Origin of the sequence: Nakamurella sp. PAMC28650 (assembly GCF_014303395.1) — a bacterium.
Lineage (GTDB): Bacteria > Actinomycetota > Actinomycetes > Mycobacteriales > Nakamurellaceae > Nakamurella.
Genome location: NZ_CP060298.1, coordinates 5,148,385 through 5,169,420, shown reverse-complemented (window position 1 = coordinate 5,169,420; position 21,036 = coordinate 5,148,385). Strand labels below are relative to the sequence as shown.

Sequence of the window (21,036 nt, the reverse complement as noted above, 5' to 3'; positions counted from 1 at the left end):
GGCCGGATCAGCTGTTCTCGGATGCTCCGGCGGTGTCGGGCAGTTGGGGCGCGGTACCTCGACTGATCTCGAGAGCACCCGCCGCCCGGGCGGACCGGTCGCTGCCGGTGCCGGCGCGTTGACGCAGCACCCAGCCCTTCGACGTGTGCTGACGGCCCCTGGCGATCGCCAGGTCCCCTGCCTCGACGTCCTCGGTGACCGTCGAGCCGGCTGCGACATAGACCCCGTCACCGATGGTGACCGGCGCGACCAGCGTGGAATCCGTCCCGATGAAGGAGTTCTCGCCGATGATCGTCCGGGACTTCTGCACGCCGTCGTAGTTGGCGGTGATCGTGCCCGCCCCCAGATTGGTGCCGGCGCCGATCTCCGCGTCGCCCACGTAGGACAGGTGGGGAACCTTGGCGCGGGGCCCGACGATCGAGTTCTTGATCTCGACGAAAGCGCCCGCTTTGGCCAGGTCGCCGAGGACGACGCCCGCCCGGAGGAAGGAGAACGGGCCGACGCTGGCTCCGACACCGATCCTCGCTCCGATGCAGTGCGAGCGAAGTACCATCGCCCCGTCGGCCACCCGGCAGTCCGACAGGGTGGTGTCCGGCCCGATCACGCAGTTGCCACCGACCTCGGTCCCGGACTCCAGAGAGGTCCCCGGCCAGAGCACCGTGTCCTGACCGATGGTGACGTCGGCGTGGATCCAGGTGGTGGCCGGATCGATGACGGTGACGCCGTCCAGCTGCGCCCTTCGCACCAACCGGGCGTTCAGGGCCCTGCTCATCTCGGACAGTTGCACCCGGTCGTTGACCCCTTCGGTCTCGACCGGGTCCGGCGCCAGGACGGTGCCGACCCGATGCCCGTCGGCCCTGGCCATCGCGACGACATCGGTCAGGTAGCGCTCACCCTGGGCGTTGGCCGAGGTGAGCCGCCGGAGCGCATCGGCCAGCACGACGCCGTCGAAGGCGTAGACGCCCGAGTTGATCTCCCTGATCGCACGTTGATCCCCGGTGGCGTCCTTCTGCTCCACGATCGCGGAGATGGTCCCGGCGGCATCGCGCACGATGCGTCCATAGCCCGTCGGATTCTCGACGATGGCGGTCAGCACGGTGACTGCGTTGCCGGTCCGTTGGTGGTTCTCGGCCAACAGGCCCAGGGTCCGGCCGGTCAGCAGCGGGACGTCGCCGTAGGTGACCAGCACGGTTCCGGCGATCTCGCCGGTGTCCTCCAGCCCGCAGGCCACTGCGTGCCCGGTGCCGAGCTGCTGGTCCTGGATGACCTGGTGGACGTCAGGATGCTCTTTGGTGAGGTAAGGACCGACCTCTGCGCGTCCGTGGCCGATGACCGCGACCAGCCGCTCGGGCCGCAGCGCGGCCGCCGAGGTCAGGGCGTGCCACAGCAGCGGCCGACCGGCGATCGGATGGAGAACCTTCGGAATCGAGGAACGCATGCGGGTTCCGGCGCCGGCCGCCAGGACGATCACCGCGGACACGGCGGGACCCGGAACCGCTCCGTGCTCTCCGGATGTCATGGAAGATCCCGTCGTCGAAGGAGCACTCAGAAGCCCAGGGGCGATGTTAGCCGCCGATGCCATGCTCGCTGCTCCACTTCGGCACTGCGACCGCTCCGCCGCCAGGATTCGAACCTGAACCATCTGAACCAAAATCAGAGGTGCTGCCGTTACACCACGGCGGATTGACTTCCTCCGGCATCATTCCATGCTGCCCGGGGCGCCGGGCCGTGCATTCACTCCGGCTGCACGTTCCAGCCGGTAACGTCTCTACCACACCCCCGAGAAGATTGATCCCCAGTGACCCCTTCACAGTCAGCCGCACCCGTCGACAGTTCGCCTGTCGCGAGCACGGCGCAGCCCCGGTCGGCCCCCGGCCCCACCCCGATCCTGGACGGTGAGCGTGGCATCGCCGCGCAGGTGGCCGTCTACGGCTTCTCCCTGATCCCGCTGCTGGCCATGGTCCTGGCTGTGCCCTTCGCCTGGGGCTGGGGGCTCGACTGGACCGACGTGATCATCGCGGCGGTGTTCTACGTCATCTCCGGCATGGGGATCACCGTCGGGTTCCATCGCCTGTTCACCCACAGCTCGTTCAAGGCGAATCGTGCCCTGAAGATCGGTCTGGCCGCAGCGGGCCAGATGGCTGCGCAGGGCCCGGTGATCATCTGGGTCGCCGACCACCGGCGTCACCACGCGTTCTCCGACCGCGAGGGCGATCCGCACTCGCCCTGGTTGTACGGCACCTCGTTCGCCGCCCTGGCCAAGGGCTTCTGGCATGCGCACATGGGCTGGATCTTCGACCGGGACGCCACCAATCAGCAGCGGTTCGCCCCTGACCTGTTGGCGGACAAGGACATCGCCCGGCAGAGCAAGTACTTCTGGGTATGGACGCTGTTGTCGATCTTCGCGCCGGCCGTCGCGGGTGGACTGGTCACCATGTCCTGGCACGGAGCCCTGACAGCGTTCTTCTGGGCCGGGCTCGTCCGGATCGCGTTGCTGCATCACGTCACCTGGTCGGTCAACTCCATCTGCCACATGATCGGCGAGCGGCCATTCGCCGCGCGCGACAAGTCGGCCAACTTCTGGCCGTTGGCCCTGCTCTCGTTCGGCGAGTCGTGGCACAACCTGCACCACGCCGACCCGACCTGCGCCCGGCACGGTGTGCTGCGCGGCCAGATCGACATCTCCGCCAGAACGATCTGGATCTTCGAGAAGTTCGGGTGGGCGACCAAGGTCCGCTGGCCGAGCCCGCAGCGGTTGGCCCGCATCCAGGCCACTGCCGGTGAGATGGGTCACTGATCCACCGGTTCCGCCCCAGCCCGCCGCCAGTGCACGGACCCGTTGTCGGTGACGGTGCGTAAACTTGGGACTAGGCACCCCCGCGCACTCAGCTCGGGGGTTTTCTGGCGTGTCGGCACCCCGGCAGGTCGGCATCTCCCGGGGTTCTCACGGCCTCGGGAGCCGGTGGACGCAGGAGTAGCCCGTGGCGCAGCAGGTAGCAAAGAGACCCTCGACGGCGACCACTGTCGGGCGGCCGGACGAGGTCGGGTCGGGCAGCGTCGGGTCGACCACTTCGACGCCGGCCAACCCGGTCCTGGCCGGCCTGCTGGCCGCGGTGATGCGGACCGATGTCGTTCGTGATCTGGTCGCGACGGCGGGCGCCCCCACCCACCGGCTGATCGCACCGGCCGGGGCCCGCCCGTTCCTCGCGTCGGCGTTGGCCGAGACCACCGAGCTGGGCGGCGCCGGCGTTCCGGTGTTGCTGGTGACGGCGACCGGTCGTGAGGCCGAGGTGGCCACGGCGGCGATCGGGGATCTCCTCGGCGACGACCGGGTCTCGATCTTCCCCTCGTGGGAGACGTTGCCGCACGAACGGCTCTCGCCGCGTGCGGACACCGTGGGGAAGCGCCTGTTGACGCTGCGCCGGTTGGCGCACCCCGAGGAGCACCCGGCCGGTGCGCCGGCCGTGGTGGTGGCCACCATCCGGTCGCTCATCCAGCCGATGGCACCGGATCTCGGCGAGCTCGCCCCGGTGGTGCTGAACGTCGGTGACTGGGCCGATCTGGGCGAACTCGTCGACCGCCTCGTCACCCTGGCCTACACCAGGGTCGACATGGTCGAGAAGCGCGGTGAGATCGCGGTGCGCGGCGGCATCCTGGACATCTTCCCGCCCACCGACAGCCACCCGGTCCGGGTGGAGTTCTTCGGCGACGAGGTCACTGACATCCGGCGCTTCGCGGTCACCGACCAGCGCGCGATGGACGCGGACGTCGGACTGGACGGTCCGCCGACCATGACGGCGCAGGCCTGCCGGGAGATCCTGCTGACAGAGGAGGTCAGGGCCAGGGCCGGGCAGCTGTCGGCCGCCGGCACCGGTGATCCCACGTTGGCCGAGATGCTCGGCAGACTTGCCGCCGGTATCGCGGTCGAGGGGATGGAGGCGCTGATCCCGGTGTTGGTGCCCGGCCGCCTGACGCTGTTGCCCGAACTGCTGGGCGAGGGAACGCACGTCATCCTGGCGGACCCGGAACGCATCCGGACCAGGGCCGAGGATCTGGTGCGCACCGGCGCCGACTTCCTGGCCGCCTCCTGGATGGCGGCCGCGACCGGTGGCAAGGCCCCGATCGACCTGGCCGAGTCCGCGTATCGATCGCTCGGCGAGGTCCAGGACGTCATCCGAGACCTGGAGCTTCCGCTGTGGAGGATCGCCCCGTTCGGCGTCGACGATCCGGGCGCTGCCGGCCAGGTACCGGACACCGACCCGGACAGCCGCGCGGCCATCGTGGCAGCGCCTTCCTACCGCGGCGAGATCGCGGTGGCCATCGACGATGCGGCCGAGCGCGCGGCCGGTGGGGGCGTCACGGTGGTGGTGGTACCCGGGGCCGGGACCGCCGCGCGCGCCGCCGAGAGGTTCGCCGAGGCCGACCTCGCCGTGTCCGTCACCGGTGACACCATGGAACATCTCCCGCAGCCCGGGATGGTGACCGTGGCCAGGGGGCGTCTCGAGGACGGATTCATCGTGACGGGCTCCGGCCTTGCGATCATCACCGAGTCGGATCTGACCGGGACCAGGGGGACGGCGGCCGCTGCGAGTGCGAACAAGATGCCTTCCCGCCGGCGCAACATGGTCGATCCGCTGGCTCTCAAGCCGGGCGACTACGTGGTGCATGCCCAGCACGGCATCGGCAAGTACATCGACCTGGTGAGCCGGACCTCCGGCGGTGCCGTCCGGGAGTACCTGGTCGTCGAGTACGCGCCGAGCAAGCGCGGTCACCCCGGCGACCGCTTGTTCGTGCCGACCGACGCCCTCGACCTGCTCTCCCGGTACATCGGTGGTGAGGTCCCGACGGTCAACAAGCTCGGCGGCGCTGACTGGGCGAAGACCAAGGGCCGCGCCCGCAAGGCGGTCCGGGACATCGCGGCGAAACTGGTGCAGCTGTACGCCGCCCGGGCCTCGGCCCCTGGCCATGCCTTCGCACCCGACTCACCCTGGCAGCGCGAGCTGGAGGACGCGTTCCCGTTCACCGAGACCCCGGATCAGATGGCCGCCATCGACGAGGTCAAGGCCGACATGGAGAAGCCGGTCCCGATGGATCGGGTGATCTCCGGCGACGTCGGCTACGGCAAGACCGAGATCGCCGTCCGGGCAGCGTTCAAGGCGGTTCAGGACGGTAAGCAGGTGGCCATCCTGGTACCCACGACGCTGCTTGCCCAACAACATCTCTCGACCTTCAGCGAGCGGATGTCGGCGTTCCCGGTCAGCGTGCGCGGGCTGTCCAGGTTCACCGACGACGCCACCTCGAAACAGACCATCAAGGGCCTGGCCGATGGGAGCGTCGACATCGTCATCGGCACCCACCGGCTGCTCCAGCCGACCGTGCGCTACAAGGACCTCGGGCTGGTGATCGTCGACGAGGAGCAGCGGTTCGGCGTCGAGCACAAGGAGCACATCACCGCGCTGCGGGCCCACGTCGACATGCTGACGATGTCGGCGACCCCCATTCCCCGCACCCTGGAGATGAGCCTGGCCGGCATCCGGGAGATGTCGACGATCCTGACTCCGCCGGAGGAACGGCACCCGATCCTCACGTATGTCGGCGGATACGACGACAAGCTCGTGGCGGCGGCCATCCGCCGCGAACTGCTCCGCGACGGGCAGGTGTTCTTCGTGCACAACCGGGTGTCGGACATCGACGCGGTGGCCGGCCGCATCCGGGAGGCGGTACCGGAGGCCCGGATTGCCGTGGCGCACGGGCAGATGAACGAGGACCGGCTGGAAAAGGTGATCGACGGCTTCTGGGACCGGTCGTTCGACGTGCTGATCTGCACCACCATCGTCGAGACCGGCCTGGACATCTCCAACGCCAACACGCTGATCGTCGATCACGCGGAGATCCTCGGCCTGTCGCAGATGCACCAGTTGCGTGGCCGGGTCGGTCGCGGCCGCGAACGCGGCTACGCCTACTTCCTCTACCCGAGCGAGAAGCCGTTGACCGAGACGGCCCACGACCGACTGGCGACCATCGCGCAGAACTCCGACCTCGGCGCTGGGATGGCGGTGGCCATGCGAGACCTCGAGATCCGTGGCGCCGGTTCGATTCTCGGTGCAGAGCAATCAGGTCACATCGCCGGGGTGGGTTTCGATCTCTACATCCGGCTGGTCGGGGAGGCCGTGACCGCGTTCAAGAAGGCAGCCGGGACCGCCGGCATCGGCGAGGTCGAGGAAGAGGAGGAGGAAACCCTGGAGGTCAGGGTGGAACTCCCGGTCGATGCGAGCATCCCGCACGACTACGTACCGTCCGAACGGTTGCGGCTGGACGCCTACCGCAAGATCGCCGGGGCCATGTCCGAGCAGGACATCGCCGGCGTGCGGGCCGAACTGGTGGACCGCTACGGTCCGCTGCCCACCGAGTCGGAGAATCTGCTGGCCGTCGCGGCGTTCCGCCAGATCTGCCGCGCTGTCGGTGTGTCCGAGGTGGCGCTGGGCCCGCAGGGGCTGCGCTTCTCGCCGCTGGTGCTTCCGGAGTCAGCGCAACTGCGTGCGGCGCGGATCTACCCGGGCTCGAAATACCGTCAGCTCACCAACACGCTGACCCTGCGGCCGCCGACCGAATCGGACCGTTTGGCCGCGGACACGCTGCGCGACCTCGCCCTGCTGGCGTTCTGCGAGCAGGTGCTGCGCAACCTGGCGGCGACCCCCAGGTCGGCGTGAGCCGGAAAAAACGCCAAGGGCGATATTCACGATCGAGGACCGAAACGGTGCGCCCCTTCGAGCCGGATTCGTTCGGTCAGTGACGGCCGGACCGGCTACGGCTCATCCTCGCGCCCACTATCGTCAGGCCGATGCCGATCAGCAGCACGATCGCTCCGATGAGCACCACGCCGCCCACGTTGAATCCGGTGCCGGTGTAGGACAGGGATTGACCCGTCAGGTCATTCGAGGTTCCCAGCACCTGGATGACGGGCTGGAGAGACAGCGGTGAGGTGACTGCAGGGGGCACGTAGTTGTCCGCAGAGGCGACCCCTACCGAGAGGAAGAATGCACCGACGACCAAAGAAACCAATGCCACAACCTTCTGGAACATGCTGATCTCCTGACCGGTTCATCGTGTGCTGTGATTGTAGGACTCAGCTCACGAGGATGGTCACTCCCGGTGGGTAATGATCGCGCTTCTACGATGAAAAGTACCTGATCGGGTGAACAACAGAACAGCAACGCCAGCTGAGTCACCTCAATGATCGACGTCGACCCGCTGATTGGTGGTAGTCAGCAGGGATCGATCGGCTCGGCCGTCGTCTTCCAGGACGTCACGCCGGGAGTCAGGTTAAGTGCCGGCAGGAGTGCAGGAGACCCGGATGCCGGCGCAGCGATACTCAGGGTGGCCACCACCGTGGCCGATGCTCCAGGCTTCAGGTCGATGGTCACCATTCCCACACGACGTCCACCTTCGGTCGCCCAGATCACCGGACGGTGCTGCCCGTCCACGGAGATCGCCGTCAGGCTGCCGGTCAACGGTCCGAAGATGAGTAGATTTGTCCGCAGGACGTAGGGTCCGGCGGTTGCGTAGCCGATCACGTACGCGGGTAGACCGGTGGCAGGTGCCGAGTAGGTCAGGTGGGCAGTCAGTGTCAAGGCCCGGCGTGCGTCAGCCGTACAGGCGCCGGAGGTCAGCGCAGCAGACCCGCCGGCGTAGTAGCCGAGCTTTCCGCCGGTGCCGTCGTTGCGGAACAGGCCGATCGTCGGGGTGTGGCCGTCGACCGACGGCAGGCGTCCGGCGACTCCAGTCGCCTCGATGTCGGTCTGCTCGGTCCGATTCGCGCTCCAAAGAAGCAGGCGATGCTGGTCAGAGGCCTTGACGAGGCCGCGCAACACCGTCTTGGCGCTGGTTCTGATGTTTGTGACGGCCAGGAAAGCGCGCTCCGCTGCGCTGTCGAGGAACGCCTCTCTGCGTGGACCGTCACTGGCCCGGGGGTAGAGCGCGTATGCCGTCGACAGGAGGGTCCTGGTGATGTTCGCCGACGTCAACTCGAGTCCGTGCCCGATCGGAATGGGCTCGGCACCCACGAGCAGGTACGAGAGTGCGACCGGATCGAGCGCCAGTACCCCGTCGATCCGGAGATGGTTCCGAATTTGGTACATCTGGGCCAACAGCGCTGCGGCAGTAGGGAAATCAGGTGTCAGATTGGCATCGGTCGCGTAGGTGGCCGGCAGATTGCCGTAGAGGGCGGAGGGCAATGAGGCAGGCATCGTCAGTGGGGGGGCGAACGTGCCGAGATCGCGCGAGCCGGATCCTTGGGGACCGATAGACAGTTTGCCATCGTCCACCTTCAACAATGCGTAGGACCCGAACAGGCCACCGGTCGCCCGAGGTTCGGCCAGGTTCTGGAAGACCACCAGGTAGGTACGCGCGCCGTTGTGGCCGAGCATGGTCGGCGCCAGTCGGCTGATTCGCACCGCCGCTGCCGTGGTCCGACCAAGACCGGCCAACTTTGTCTGCAGGTCGTCCACGCCCCGTGACACCGGACCAACCAGCGGCCCGCGATCGATCGCAGCCATCCTCTGCTGGGACGATGCAACGGCAGCGTCGGCCGCAGCCAACGCGGGGGCAGCTGCCACCATCGGCGCAAGGTCGATGACTCCACTGCGGGGTGCGAGCGCAGCGGGCTGGACAGCAGTTGCCACGTTGATCAAAGTCGGTGCGGTCGTGGTGGCTAGATCATCGACCGTCGAGGCGATCATGGCCACCGCCCGCAGGTTGGGACCAATGAACGGAAGGTGCCCGGCAAGCCGGTAGAGCGGGTCTCGGGTGTCACCGACCGCGCCGTCGGCCTCACTCCGCATTCTGCTGACCGCGGCGCCTGCCTGGGTCAGATCGATTTCGTCCAGCGTCTTGACCTGCTGTTGCAGCAGGGTGACCTGCTGGGCAGCCCGGTCGAGGTGCCGGTAGGCCTGGTAGGTCCGCAGACCGACCCATCCCGCGCCAAGGAGCACGAGAACACCGAAAGCCAACAGCCCCCGGCCGATCCAGCGCCTTGCGGAAGTTGCTTCGGACGGAGCCGCGAGGGGCGCCGCAGCCGTCGCCTTTGTCTCTTCGGACGACGGCGCATGGTCCGAATTCCCGGAACCAGGACCCGGTGGTGCGGCGGGCTCGGAAGCAGACGACTCCTCGCTCACGGACGACCGAGGGCGCGGTAGGTCCAGCCGGCATTACGCCAGCGCACCGGATCAAGGGCGTTGCGGCCGTCGAGCATGCGCTTCCCGGCGACGACGGTGGCCAGATCACCCGGGTCGAGCGAGCGGTACTGGTCCCACTCGGTCAGCACGAGCACCAGGTCGGCGTCCGTGGCGGCCTCGAGCGCGGTGTCGGCGTAGTTCAACCCCGGCCAGACCCGGCGGGCATTGGTCAGCGCCTCCGGGTCGGTGACCGTCACGGTGGCGCCCTGCACCTGGAGTTGGGCCGCCACGTCCAGGGCCGGCGAGTCGCGGATGTCGTCGCTGTTCGGCTTGAACGCAGCGCCGAGCACAGCGATCCGGCGGCCGACGATGGAACCTCCGCAGACCTCGCGGGCCAGGTCCACCATTCGCACCCGCCGGCGGATGTTGATCGAGTCGATCTCGCGCAGGAAGGCCAGGGCCTGGTCGGCTCCGAGTTCGCCGGCCCGTGCCATGAACGCCCTGATGTCCTTCGGCAGGCAACCGCCGCCGAAGCCCAGACCCGCGTTGAGGAATCGGCGGCCGATGCGTGCGTCGTGCCCGATCGCGTCGGCCAGCTGCACGACGTCGGCCCCGGTGGCCTCGCACACCTCCGCCATTGCGTTGATGAAGGAGATCTTGGTGGCCAGGAATGAGTTGGCGGCCACCTTGACGAGCTCGGCCGTCGCGTAGTCGGTGGTGACCAACGGGGTGTCCTGGGACAGCGGGATGGCGTAGACCTCGTCCAGCATGGCCTTGGCCGTCGCCGCCGCCGCGGGCGTCGGCGGGAGGCCGTAGACGAGCCGGTCCGGCGTCAGGGTGTCCTCGACGGCAAATCCCTCGCGCAAGAACTCCGGGTTCCAGGCCAGCATGGCGGTCGGTTCATGTTCGGCGACGATGGCCGCCAGCCGGGCGGCCGTTCCGACCGGGACCGTCGACTTGCCGACCACCAGGTCACCCGGCGACAGTTTCGGAGCCAGAGCGCCGACCGCGGCGTTGACGTAGGTCATGTCGGCGGCGTTCTCACCGGCCCGCTGGGGGGTCCCGACGCAGACGAAGTGAACGGTGTTGCCACTGGCCGAGGCCATGTCCGTGGTGAAGGTGAGTCGGCCGGTGGCCAGCGCCTCCTGCAGGACCTGTTCGAAGCCCGGCTCGAAGAAGGGCGCCTTGCCGGCCTGCAGCGACTCGATCTTGGGCCCGTCGACGTCGATGCCGACGACCTGATGCCCGACGCTGGCCATGCAGGCAGCGTGCACGGCCCCCAGATAGCCGCATCCGACGACGGTCATTCTTGTCACGTGTAGTCCCCAGTCACCCAGTGTTGCGCATGCCAGCGGCCACGCCATTGATCGTCAGCAACATAGCGCGTTGCAGTTCCGGTTCCGGTGCGGAACCGTCCGCCAGATTCCTGATCCGGTGCAGTAGATCGACCTGCAGGTAGGAGATCGGGGCCAGATAGGCCTCCCGGACGGTGAGGGTGCGGGACAGGTCCGGCTGCGAGGCCAGCAGGTCCGAGGATCGGGTGAGCCGCAGTACCTCGGCGACGGTCAGGGCGTGCTCGGTCTTGATGAGTTCGAAGAGATGTCGCAGGTTGTCCGGTACCAGCGCCGCGACGTAGAGTGCAGCGATATCGAGATCTGTTTTGGCCAAGGTCATCTCGACATTGGAGATGAACGTACGGAAGAAGTGCCAGTGGCCGTAGATCTCGTCCAGGAGTTCGCCGTGGCCGGCGCGGCGGGCAGCCGCGAGGCCGGATCCGACGCCGAACCAGCCGGGGACGATCTGCCGCGACTGGGTCCAGCCGAACACCCAGGGGATCGCGCGCAGACCGGAGAGTCCGGCGCCGGAGTCCGGGCGCCGGGACGGACGGGAGCCGATGTTGAGCGAACCCAGCTGCTCGACCGGGGTCGACGCGAGGAAGTAGGCGGGCAGGTCGGGGTCGTCGATCAGGGTGCGGTAGGTGGTGAAGGCAGCTCCGTTGACGGTCTCCATCACCTCGTCCCAGGCGGCCAGTTGCGCGTCGGACAGCCTCGGAGTGCGGTGCAGGGCCGATGCCTGCAGCGCCGCTGCGACCGTGAGTTCGAGGTTCTCCCTCGCCAGTTCGGGCAGGGCGTACTTGTCGCTGATCACCTCGCCCTGCTCGGTGAATTTGATCGCGCCGGTCAGCACGCCGTGCGGCTGGGCCAGGATCGAGTCGTAGGTGGGGCCGCCGCCGCGGCCGACGGTGCCGCCGCGTCCGTGGAACAGGACGAGCGAGACGCCCTGCCGCGCAGCCACATCCCGCAGGACCCGCTGGGTCTTGTGGATCTCCCACTGGCTGGTGGTGATGCCGGCGTCCTTGTTGGAGTCGGAGTATCCGAGCATCACTTCCTGGACGTCACCGCGCAGCCGGACGATCTCGCGGTAGGTCGGATCGGACAGCAGTTCGTCGATCACCTCACCGGACTTGCGCAGTTCGTCGACCGTCTCGAGCAGGGGTGCGAAGCCGATCCGCGCGAACGGCTCGCGGCCGGGGGCGGCATGCAGATCCAACAACCCCGCCTCGCGGGCCAGGATGGCGGGAGCGAGCACGTCGTCGGCGCCCATCGTCATCGACACGATGTAGGTCTGGATGACCTCCGGACCGTAGGTGTCCAGGGCATCGGCGATCTCGGCGAACACCGAGAAGGTCTTCGTCCCGTCGGCATCGAGTGCCGCCGGGCGATAGGTCAGCGGCCGGTAGGAGGTCAGCTCGGCGGACAACAGCTTCATCCGGTCCGCCCGGCTCAGCTCCGCGTACGGCGATGGCTGCTCGGCGAGTCGATCGAAGAGCTGGGCCAGGACATGGTGGTGGGCTTCGGCATGCTCCCTTATATCCATCGTCGCGGCGTGCAGACCGGTTGCGGCGATGCTCCGGCGGACCGTGGCCAGCACGCCGGCCACGGCGAGCTCGCCGCCGTTGGCCTGCAGCGATTGCGCGATCACCGCCAGGTCGGCCAGCAGTTCGCTGCGCTGCGCATAGTCCCGCCCGGCTTCGTGCGGGCTGCGCGCGGCCACCCGGGCCCTGGTGTTGAGGAGTTTGGCCTTGATGCAGGTGAGCTTCAGTCGGTAGGGCTCGGCGCTGTTGATCTCCTTGACCCGCGGGTCGAGGCCGGGCAGCCGCCGCAGATCGTGCTCGATGGACTCGGCCAAGGCGGCGGAGATGGCGACGATCGCGGTCGAGCCCGACAGGTAGGCGATCAGCCGATCGATGTTCGCAATGGCCAACTCGATGGCCAGCTGGTGATCGAGGGCCAGCACCTGATGGGTGATGGCGGCCGTGACGTTCGGGTTGCCGTCGCGGTCGCCGCCGATCCAGGTGCCCAAGGTGAGCGGGACGGCCTCCGGGCTGAGCGTGACACCGTGGTCGGCCAACTCGGCGGCCAGGTCGTCCGTCAGCTCCGGAAGGCTCTCGCCACCGATCTGACGGAGGTAGTAGAGCAGATTCCGGGCCTCGTCGATCGGCGTCGGGCGAATCTGCCGCAGTTCGTCGGTCTGCCAGATCAGGTCGATGAGCTCGGCCAGTTGGCGGTCCTGCCTGATCCGCGCGGCTGACCCCGCCGCGGTGTCGGTGGACAGCAGATCGCTGATCCGCCGCAGCTTGGTCAGCACGCTGCGCCGGCTCGCCTCGGTGGGGTGTGCGGTGAACACCGGCCGTACGTCCAGTTCCGCGATCGAGCGCGCGAGTTCTTCGGGGCCCAGCGCTTCGGACACCTCCGCCACTGTCCGGGCCAGCCAGCCCTCGGACACCGGGCGTAGGCGCAATGTGCGGATGCGGTCGACCTGCTCGGCCGCGTTGGCGAGGTGGAAGTAGGCGGCGAACGCCCGGACGAGTGCGGTGGCCTGCCCGATGGGCAGGCCGGCCAGAATGGCGCACACCTGATCGGTGGCGGCCAGGCGCGCGTCGGCGGTATCGGACTCCTGGGCCTGCTTGGTCAAGGCGCGGACCTGTTCCACCAGGTCCAGCAACTCCTGGCCTTCCTGCCGGAGCAGGGTCTGGCCCAGCAGATCTCCGACCCGCCGCACGTCGGCGCGGAGGCCCTGGTCGTCTGTTCTGCTGGTGAATGCGGGGGCCACGGTCGTCATGTGTCGATACTGGCCGATGGTGATGACGGGCAGATGACAAGCGACGGGACGGGCGATCTGATCGGCCTGCAGGCATTCGGGAGGCTGACAGTGCTGATCGATCATTGCTGTGCGTAGTCATCACGAAAAGGTCACGGCTTGATCAAGGAATGTTTGACTCGTCAAGTAAGTGGTGGACGGCGATCACTTGGTCGGAGTACGTCCGTCAACGGAGCGAAGATTTATTGTCACTTTGTGTAGTTCTCGGTGCTCGTTTGCATCCCTCCGACTGAACGAACTGGTGAATTTCCACTCCTAGTTTCCTTCACGGACACGATCTGTTACCTTTGACTTACTCCAAATGGAGGCTGCGTGGCACAGGTGGGCTGTCGGGGATCACCTGGGTACGAGTGCAGCAAGACCGCGTACCGCCTCGAAGGGGGCTCACCCGATGTTTCGTCGTCCAGGAATCACTGGGCTCTTGTGCAACCTGGTCACGGTTGTCAGCGCGGCCGTCTCCCTTGTTCTGGTGTCGGCCGGCACAGCTGCTGCAGCTTCCACGGATCCAACCGATTCTGCCGCTTCGTCGTCGGCCGGCGTGGGTGCGCCTTCCATTCTCGGGATGCCCCTCGGAACGCTGAGCTGGGCGCTTCTGGGTCTGGTCATCCTGGTCAGTGGTCTGGTAGCAGCTTCTCGTTCCGGTCAGCGTGCGGTCGCCACCGCGTCAGGTGCCTCCGCGTCACCACCAAGCACCTCCGACGCTGGGCCCCGCGAAGTCAAGCAAGGGCCGGCCGAGCCGCTCGGCGACCTCAGTCGACCCGTCACGGTGATCTGAGAGTGGATTCAATTTCAGGCGCCGAGCCCGGATTCACGCGGGGGGCCGGCCAACGAGAGTCAGAGTCGCTGAGTATCGCCCTGGTCGGTACCAGGGGGGTTCCGGCGCACTATGGCGGCTTCGAGACCTGCGTGGAAGAAGTCGGGGCCCGACTCGCCGATCGCGGCCACGAGGTGGTGGTGTACTGCCGCAAGCACGGCGGAGACACGGACAGCCTGGCGAACTACCGCGGGATGTCTCTCGTCCAACTGCCTGCCATGCGTCGTCGGTCCCTTGAAACACTGAGCCACACGGCGCTTTCGGTGGCTCATCTCGCACGTCACCGCACGGATGTTGCGGTCGTCTTCAACTGTGCGAACGCTCCGTTCCTTCCTGTTCTGCGCGCCCGGGGCATTCCTTTCGCAACGCACGTCGATGGGCTGGAGTGGCAGCGGGCGAAGTGGGGCACGGCCGGGCAGCGCTACTACCGAGCGGCGGAGAAGCTGAGCGTCCGCTGGTCCGGTGCGCTGATCGCCGATGCCGTCGGGATCGCCGAGTACTACCGCAATACCTATGCTGCGGCAGCAGACCTGATTGCCTACGGTGCTCCGGTTGTGGGGTCCAAATCCGATCGACTGTCAGAATTGGACCTCATCGTAGACGGATATCACCTCGTGGTGGCCCGGTTCGAGCCGGAGAACCATGTCGAAGAGATCGTGAAGGGTTTTGTGCACAGCAATGCGGCACTACCGCTGATCGTGGTCGGATCGGCACCGTATGCGGACGACTACACGAGACGAATCCACAATGCCGCGGACGGACGTGTGCGCTTCCTGGGCGGTGTCTGGGACCAGGAACTTCTCGACCAGTTGTATTCCGGCGCACGGACCTATCTTCATGGCCATTCGGTGGGCGGCACCAATCCGTCGCTCCTGCGGGCGATTGGGGCTGGGACCGCCACCCAGGCGTTCGATGTCGGCTTCAACCGGGAGGTCCTCGGATCCTCGGGCCGGTATTTCAGCGGCCCCCACGACCTTGCGCTGTTGATCGACAAATCCGAATCCGACGTTGAGACCGTCATCGAGCGCGGTCACGCCGCAAGCCGCGAGGCCGCTCGCTACGACTGGGACGACGTGACCGACAAGTACGAGGATCTCTGCCGGCGCCTCGCGGCGTCCGGCCGTTCGGCTGTGTCCAGCGTTCGGCAGGATGCGCTCGTGGCCCGCGGAGCGGAGTCCGATGTCCAGCGTTGACAGCGTCACCACCGTGGTCGAAGGCGGTGCCCGGACCGATCGTCTCGGTGACCGCCACGTCGTCGCGGCACTGGTAGGCGCCCGGAAGACCATCCCGGGTGCGGCAGCGAACGCCCGGTTCTTGGCCTGGTTCGGCGACGTGCAGGCATTGGGTGTGAGAGCCGGATGACCACCTCGAAAGAACGTGGCGGACTGCCGGCCGCCCTGTGGTGCCTGGCCCTGGGTGGGACTCTTCTGGTTGCCGGGTGCACGTCCGACTCGACCCCCTCGTCGGCCGCCGCCTCATCGTCATCCGGGGTCGCCCTGTCGGCAACCGGCGCTACCGTGGGCTCGGGTGCTTCGATAGCCGCCCCAGCTCCGAATTCAGGAGATGCCGCATCGGTCCCCGCCCCTGGGATTGCGTCATCCTCGGACAGCGCCGCGGCCTCGGGACCTCGGTCGACAGGCGCCACTGGCTCATCCACCACCGCCACCAGTACGACGTCCAATCCGTCTGTCGTTCCGCCGCTCCTGACGAGCACCATCGCCCAGCGGACGCTCGGAAACATCAACGAGACCGTCCCATCCGTCTCGCTGACGTCTCTCCCGCCGATTGCACTCGGAAAGACTGCGGTCACCGGCAAGGTCCTCATAACCATCGCCTCCTATCAATCGGTGACGGCGCAGGCGAAGGGACCGGGGGAGGTTTCGGGGCCGGCAGTCAAGATGACGATTTCCATCAAGAACGGTACAACGGCCCCGATCGACGTCTCCAAAGTTGTGGTGAATGTGACAGACCGTAGTGGAGTGCCCAGTTCACAGTTCACCGGACCACCCGCAACCTCGTTCAGCGGGACCCTCGCGGCGGGGAAGTCATCCTCTGCGATCTACGTGTATTCACTGACGTCGGATCATGAGAACCCCGTCAACGTCAGCGTCAGCTATTCGCCCTCTGCTCCAATCGTCCAGTTTGTCGGTGCTGTCAAATGACTCAGGAGAGTTCGATGCGCAAGTTATCCGGATTGGCGCGGAGGTTGTCGGCAATGGGGACGACTGTCGCACTGGTTGCCGCCGGTCTGCTGGTGACCGTGGTCGCCGCCGTGCCAGCAGCAGCGGCCCCCACTGCGGCGGCAGCGATCTCTTCGGGCCTGAGTCCGACCGCTCCGCGCACCAGCAATCTGGCAACGGCGGACGCCCTTCCCACCGTTCAGATCGACGGAGTTGCCTGGTCGCAGGCGATCGTCGGCAGTTCCGTCTGGGTAGTCGGCGGATTCGCGAACGCCCGCCCGGCGGGCTCAGCAGCAGGCTCGAACAATGTGGCGCGCAACAACATCCTCGTCTACACGCTTTCGACCGGCAATCTGGTCACCTCGATCGTTCCCTATCTGAACGCACCAGGTTACGTCGTCGCCGCCTCGCCCGACGGGACGAGGGTCTACGTCGGCGGTGATTTCACTTCCGCCAACGGCCAGACCCACCAGCGGATAGCCGCATACAACGCGTCCACGGGTGCGATCATCGGCACGTTCACCGCCTCGGTGGACGCCAGGGTGAAGTCCATCGTCGCCACCAACACTACGGTGTACGTCGGGGGATCGTTTCAGAACGCAAATGGAACACCGCGCGCCTACGTGGCTGCTTTCACAGCCGCGACCGGCGCCCTCACCTCGTGGAACCCGGGTGCGGACTCCCACGTGGCCGCGATGGTCATGGCGCCGGACCAGTCCAAGCTGATCATCGGCGGTCAGTTCCAGAACGTCGGCGGGTTGCCCAACTACGGCATGGCTGCAGTGGACCCGGTGAATGGAGGGGTTCTCCCATGGAACGCCACCCAGAAGGTGCGCGATGCCGGCGCGAACGCGTCCATTCTCGGTCTGACGACCGATGGCACCTACATCTACGGCAATGGGTATGTCTTCGGGTCCGGCGGCAATCTTGAGGGCACGTTCCAAGCTGACATGGACGGCAACGTGCAGTGGATCGAAGACTGCCACGGAGACACGTACGGCAACTTCGTCACCAACAACACTGTCTACACCGTCAGCCACGCTCACTACTGCGGCAATATCGGCGGCTTTCCCCAGACAAATCCTTGGACACCGCATCGTTCGTTGGCTTTCACAACAAACGCGACGGGCACCATCGGACACGATCCCTACGGCTACTTCGACTGGTTCGGCAACGTCAGCCCGTCCATCGTCGACTGGTTTCCGAACCTGGTGCAGGGTACCTATACAGGTCAAGGACAGGCCGCTTGGACGATCACGGGCAACAGTCAATACATCATTGAAGGTGGGGAGTTTCCGTCGGTGAACGGAGTAGCCCAACAGGGTCTCGTGAGGTTCGCTGTGGGTACACCCAACAAAGTTGGACCGGAAGCGTCTCAACCGACCCTGGTGACCTCGGTGGTTTCTCTCAGCGCGGGGACGGCGCGCGTCGCTTGGCAGACCACCAACGACCGTGATGACCTCGCGCTCACCTACAAGGTGGTCCGGGACGGAAAGACTGCGACCCCGATCTACACCACCACGGCGAACTCGACATTCTGGAACCAGCCCAGCATCGGTTTCACCGATACGGGCCTGGCTCCGGGCTCAACGCACAGCTACCGGGTCTACGCCTATGACCCTGCGGGTAATTCGGCTGTCGGAAGCACGAAGACCGTCACCATTGCAACGGCTGGTGCGAACAGTGCCTTTGCCAACGACGTCATCTCGGCCGGGGCCAGCCACTTCTGGAGATTGGGTGAGAGTTCCGGAACTGTGGGATACGACTGGGCCGCCTACGACGACCTCACCCTCAACAGCGCCGTCACCAGGGTGGGCGGTGGATCGCAACCGGAGGACACCAGTGCTGCAGCTTTCGACGGTTCGTCCGGGTTCGCTGTGAACGGCTCTGCCGTTCAGGCGCCCGACACCTTTACCGAAGCTGCATGGTTCCAGACGACCTCGACCTCCGGCGGAAAGATCCTCGGATACGGGAACGCTACGACGGGCAACAGTTCCAGCTACGACCGCCACATCTACATGGACGCAGCAGGACATCTCTACTTCGGTGTCTACACCGGCGCGTTGGTTACCATCAGCACGACCGGGACGTTCAACGACGGACAGTGGCATCAGGTGGTCGGGTCCATGTCGAGCGCCGGGATGGCCTTCTACGTCGACGGCAAGCGTGTCGGTACGACGTCCACGACGGTCGGTCAGTCCTACGTGGGTTACTGGCGGGTCGGGGGGGACAGTTCGTGGAATGACAACCCCTACCTGGCGGGCACCATCGATGAGGTCGCCATCTACCCGAGCGCTCTTAGCCTGGCCCAGGTTCGCCAGCAGTTCGTCGACTCGGGGCGGTCCCTGCCAGGGGCCACCGCTCCCGCCGATCCCTATGGCGCGGCGGTCTACAACTCATCGCCCGATGTCTTTTACCGGATGGACGAGACCTCTGGGACGTCCGCGACCGACCTTTCCGGCAACAGCAATGCCGGTGTGTACAGCGGTGGCGAGACCTTCGGTACTGCAAGTAATGTCGGCGCACCGACGGGGACGGCAGTCACTTTCAACGGTATCGACGGCACGTTGAGCTCGACGAACCAGGTGAATGCTCCTTCGGTCTACAGCGAAGAGGCGTGGTTCAACACGTCCACCACGCACGGCGGAAAAATCATCGGCTTCGGCGATCAGCAAAAGGGCAACAGCGGCAACTATGACCGCCACATCTACATGCTCAACAATGGGCAACTGGTCTTCGGTACCTACACCGGGACACTGAACCTCGCCCAGACCGCCGGCAGTTACAACGACAGCAAGTGGCACCACGTCGTCGCGACCCAGGGTGCGGACGGCATGAAGTTGTACGTTGACAGCGTTCTTGTTGCCACCAATGTCCAGACCCAGGCACAGGGATACGCTGGCTACTGGAGAGTCGGCGGCGACAGCGACTGGGGCGGCGACAGCCCTTACTTCGCCGGTGCGATCGACGAAGCGGCTGCCTACTCGGTGGAGTTGACCTCCGCTCAGGTTTCGGCCCACTACAACGCTTCGGCCGCGGCCAACAAAGCTCCCACTGCGTCGTTCACGTCGACTGCGACGAATTTGAGTGTTGCGTTCAACGGATCGGCTTCGGCTGATCCGGACGGCACGATCGCCTCGTACAGCTGGGATTTCGGTGATTCGACCAGCAGTACGGCGGTGAGCCCGACGCATCTGTACACGGCGGCTGGTACCTACACCGTGGTGTTGACGGTGACCGACAACCAGGGTGCCACGGGTACCAAGAGCGTAACGATCACCGTCACGACACCGCCGAATGTTGCTCCGACTGCGTCGTTCACGTCGACTGCGACGAATTTGAGTGTTGCGTTCAACGGGTCGGCTTCGGCTGATCCGGACGGCACGATCGCCTCGTACAGCTGGGATTTCGGTGATTCGACCAGCAGTACGGCGGTGAGCCCGACGCATCTGTACACGGCGGCTGGTACCTACACCGTGGTGTTGACGGTGACCGACAACCAGGGTGCCACGGGTACCAAGAGCGTAACGATCACCGTCACGACACCGCCGAATGTTGCTCCGACTGCGTCGTTCACGTCGACTGCGACGAATTTGAGTGTTGCGTTCAACGGGTCGGCTTCGGCTGATCCGGACGGCACGATCGCCTCGTACAGCTGGGATTTCGGTGATTCGACCAGCAGTACGGCGGTGAGCCCGACGCATCTGTACACGGCGGCTGGTACCTACACCGTGGTGTTGACGGTGACCGACAACCAGGGTGCCACGGGTACCAAGAGCGCGACGATCACCGTCACGACGGCAGCAAACCAGAGTCCGATCGCTGCGTTCACTTCCACGTTCAACGGTCTGAGCCCGACTTTCGACGGGACCAGTTCGAATGATCCGGACGGCACCATTGCTTCGTATGCATGGACCTTCGGAGATTCGACCACTGGGACCGGACCGTCGATCACTCATAACTACACGGCGGCTGGTACCTACAGTGTCGGTCTCACGGTGACCGACAATCTTGGGGCTACCAACACCAAGACGGCGAGTGTCGTGGTCAGCCTGCCTGCACCGTTCGTGACGGATGCCTTCGGCCGCACCTCGACGTCCGGCTGGGGAACCGCCAACCTCGGTGGGAACTGGACCTCGGTCGGAACTGCTGCCAACATCACGGTCAACGGATCCGTAGGCAAGATCGTGTCCCCCACGGCGGGTGCGTCTGCAGGGACCTATCTCGGAGCGACCGCCAGGACCAGCACCGATCTGACCGCCACGGTCGCGGCGGACAAGGTCGGTACGGGTGGCGGTACCTACGTGTACGTGGTCGGTCGTCGGGTCTCGACCAACAACGAGTACCGCGCACGTGTGCGGTTCGCCGGCGGCGGCAAGGTGGGTATCGCGCTGACCTCGCTCAAGGGTTCGAGCACGGACGTCACACTTGCCACCGAGGTCTTGTTGACCGGGACGTTCGCTGCGAACCAGGTCTTCAACGTCCGGTTCGACGTTGTCGGGACGGGCACCACCACCCTGAAGCTGAAGGTGTGGGCGGCCGGTACCGCCGAGCCGGCAGCGTGGCAGCTCAGCTCCTCCGATGGGTTCGCCGGTCTGCAGGCCGCCGGCGCGGTCGGGTTCACGACCTACGTGTCCAGCAGCTCGACGAACGCTCCTGTGACGGTCTCCATCGGTTCGCTCAACGCCCGACCGGCAGGCGCGTGAGT

10 protein-coding genes and 1 tRNA gene are annotated in these 21,036 nt (G+C 66.2%); 5 read left to right on the top strand and 6 right to left on the bottom strand.

Features of this window, described 5'->3' with window-relative positions:
- Positions 1 to 7: 7 nt before the first annotated feature.
- Together glmU and H7F38_RS23375 are read right to left on the bottom strand one after the other, a co-directional pair.
- On the bottom strand, positions 8 to 1,519 hold the full coding sequence (glmU, locus tag H7F38_RS23380) for a bifunctional UDP-N-acetylglucosamine diphosphorylase/glucosamine-1-phosphate N-acetyltransferase GlmU (protein ID WP_187091995.1): 1,512 nt from the start codon (positions 1,517 to 1,519) through the stop codon (positions 8 to 10).
- 93 nt (positions 1,520 to 1,612) lie between these two features.
- Positions 1,613 to 1,683 (bottom strand) — tRNA-Gln (locus tag H7F38_RS23375).
- 115 nt (positions 1,684 to 1,798) lie between these two features.
- On the opposite strand from H7F38_RS23375, the gene H7F38_RS23370 reads away from it, so the two are divergent.
- Together H7F38_RS23370 and mfd are read left to right on the top strand one after the other, a co-directional pair.
- A complete protein-coding gene (locus tag H7F38_RS23370) occupies positions 1,799 to 2,797 on the top strand; it encodes an acyl-CoA desaturase (protein WP_222618283.1) in 999 nt (332 codons plus the stop codon).
- Positions 2,798 to 3,116: 319 nt separating this feature from the next.
- The gene (gene mfd / locus H7F38_RS23365; RefSeq protein ID WP_187094937.1) at positions 3,117 to 6,710 is read left to right on the top strand and encodes a transcription-repair coupling factor; all 3,594 of its coding nucleotides are present in this window, start codon (positions 3,117 to 3,119) and stop codon (positions 6,708 to 6,710) included.
- Positions 6,711 to 6,786: 76 nt separating this feature from the next.
- On the opposite strand, the gene H7F38_RS23360 is transcribed toward mfd, so the two are convergent.
- From H7F38_RS23360 to ppc, 4 genes are all read right to left on the bottom strand, one after another.
- Positions 6,787 to 7,083 carry a hypothetical protein gene (locus H7F38_RS23360; RefSeq protein WP_187091994.1) on the bottom strand — a complete coding sequence of 99 codons (297 nt, stop codon included), beginning with the start codon at positions 7,081 to 7,083 and terminating at the stop codon, positions 6,787 to 6,789.
- Between the two features lie 182 nt (positions 7,084 to 7,265).
- On the bottom strand, positions 7,266 to 8,990 hold the full coding sequence (locus H7F38_RS23355; RefSeq protein WP_187091993.1) for a DUF4012 domain-containing protein: 1,725 nt from the start codon (positions 8,988 to 8,990) through the stop codon (positions 7,266 to 7,268).
- 179 nt (positions 8,991 to 9,169) lie between these two features.
- Positions 9,170 to 10,480 (bottom strand): UDP-glucose/GDP-mannose dehydrogenase family protein, encoded by a 1,311-nt coding sequence (locus tag H7F38_RS23350; RefSeq protein WP_255498148.1) that lies wholly within the window; start codon positions 10,478 to 10,480, stop codon positions 9,170 to 9,172.
- Between the two features lie 22 nt (positions 10,481 to 10,502).
- Complete coding sequence (gene ppc / locus H7F38_RS23345) at positions 10,503 to 13,295, bottom strand: phosphoenolpyruvate carboxylase (RefSeq protein WP_187091991.1); 2,793 nt, start codon at positions 13,293 to 13,295, stop codon at positions 10,503 to 10,505.
- A gap of 825 nt (positions 13,296 to 14,120) precedes the next feature.
- Between ppc and H7F38_RS23340 the strand changes: the two genes are divergently transcribed.
- The 3 genes from H7F38_RS23340 (at position 14,121) to H7F38_RS23330 (ending at position 21,034) form a co-directional block, all read left to right on the top strand.
- Positions 14,121 to 15,341 carry a DUF1972 domain-containing protein gene (locus H7F38_RS23340; protein ID WP_222618757.1) on the top strand — a complete coding sequence of 407 codons (1,221 nt, stop codon included), beginning with the start codon at positions 14,121 to 14,123 and terminating at the stop codon, positions 15,339 to 15,341.
- Positions 15,328 to 15,510: a hypothetical protein gene (locus tag H7F38_RS23335; protein ID WP_187091990.1), complete on the top strand. Its 183-nt coding sequence runs from the start codon at positions 15,328 to 15,330 to the stop codon at positions 15,508 to 15,510. Before H7F38_RS23340 ends, H7F38_RS23335 begins: the two co-directional genes overlap by 14 nt.
- A gap of 853 nt (positions 15,511 to 16,363) precedes the next feature.
- Positions 16,364 to 21,034, top strand: a complete 4,671-nt coding sequence (locus H7F38_RS23330; protein WP_255498146.1) for a PKD domain-containing protein — start codon at positions 16,364 to 16,366, stop codon at positions 21,032 to 21,034.
- Positions 21,035 to 21,036 lie beyond the last annotated feature (2 nt).

Bases quoted from the DNA above. Each gene is read 5' to 3' on its own strand.
- mfd (WP_187094937.1), top strand. From the start codon at position 3,117: ATGCGGACCGATGTCGTTCGTGATCTGGTCGCGACGGCGGGCGCCCCC.
- ppc (WP_187091991.1), bottom strand. From the start codon at position 13,295: ATGACGACCGTGGCCCCCGCATTCACCAGCAGAACAGACGACCAGGGC.
- glmU (WP_187091995.1), bottom strand. From the start codon at position 1,519: ATGACATCCGGAGAGCACGGAGCGGTTCCGGGTCCCGCCGTGTCCGCG.
- H7F38_RS23335 (WP_187091990.1), top strand. From the start codon at position 15,328: ATGTCCAGCGTTGACAGCGTCACCACCGTGGTCGAAGGCGGTGCCCGG.
- H7F38_RS23360 (WP_187091994.1), bottom strand. From the start codon at position 7,083: ATGTTCCAGAAGGTTGTGGCATTGGTTTCTTTGGTCGTCGGTGCATTC.
- H7F38_RS23350 (WP_255498148.1), bottom strand. From the start codon at position 10,480: ATGACCGTCGTCGGATGCGGCTATCTGGGGGCCGTGCACGCTGCCTGC.
- H7F38_RS23330 (WP_255498146.1), top strand. From the start codon at position 16,364: ATGGGGACGACTGTCGCACTGGTTGCCGCCGGTCTGCTGGTGACCGTG.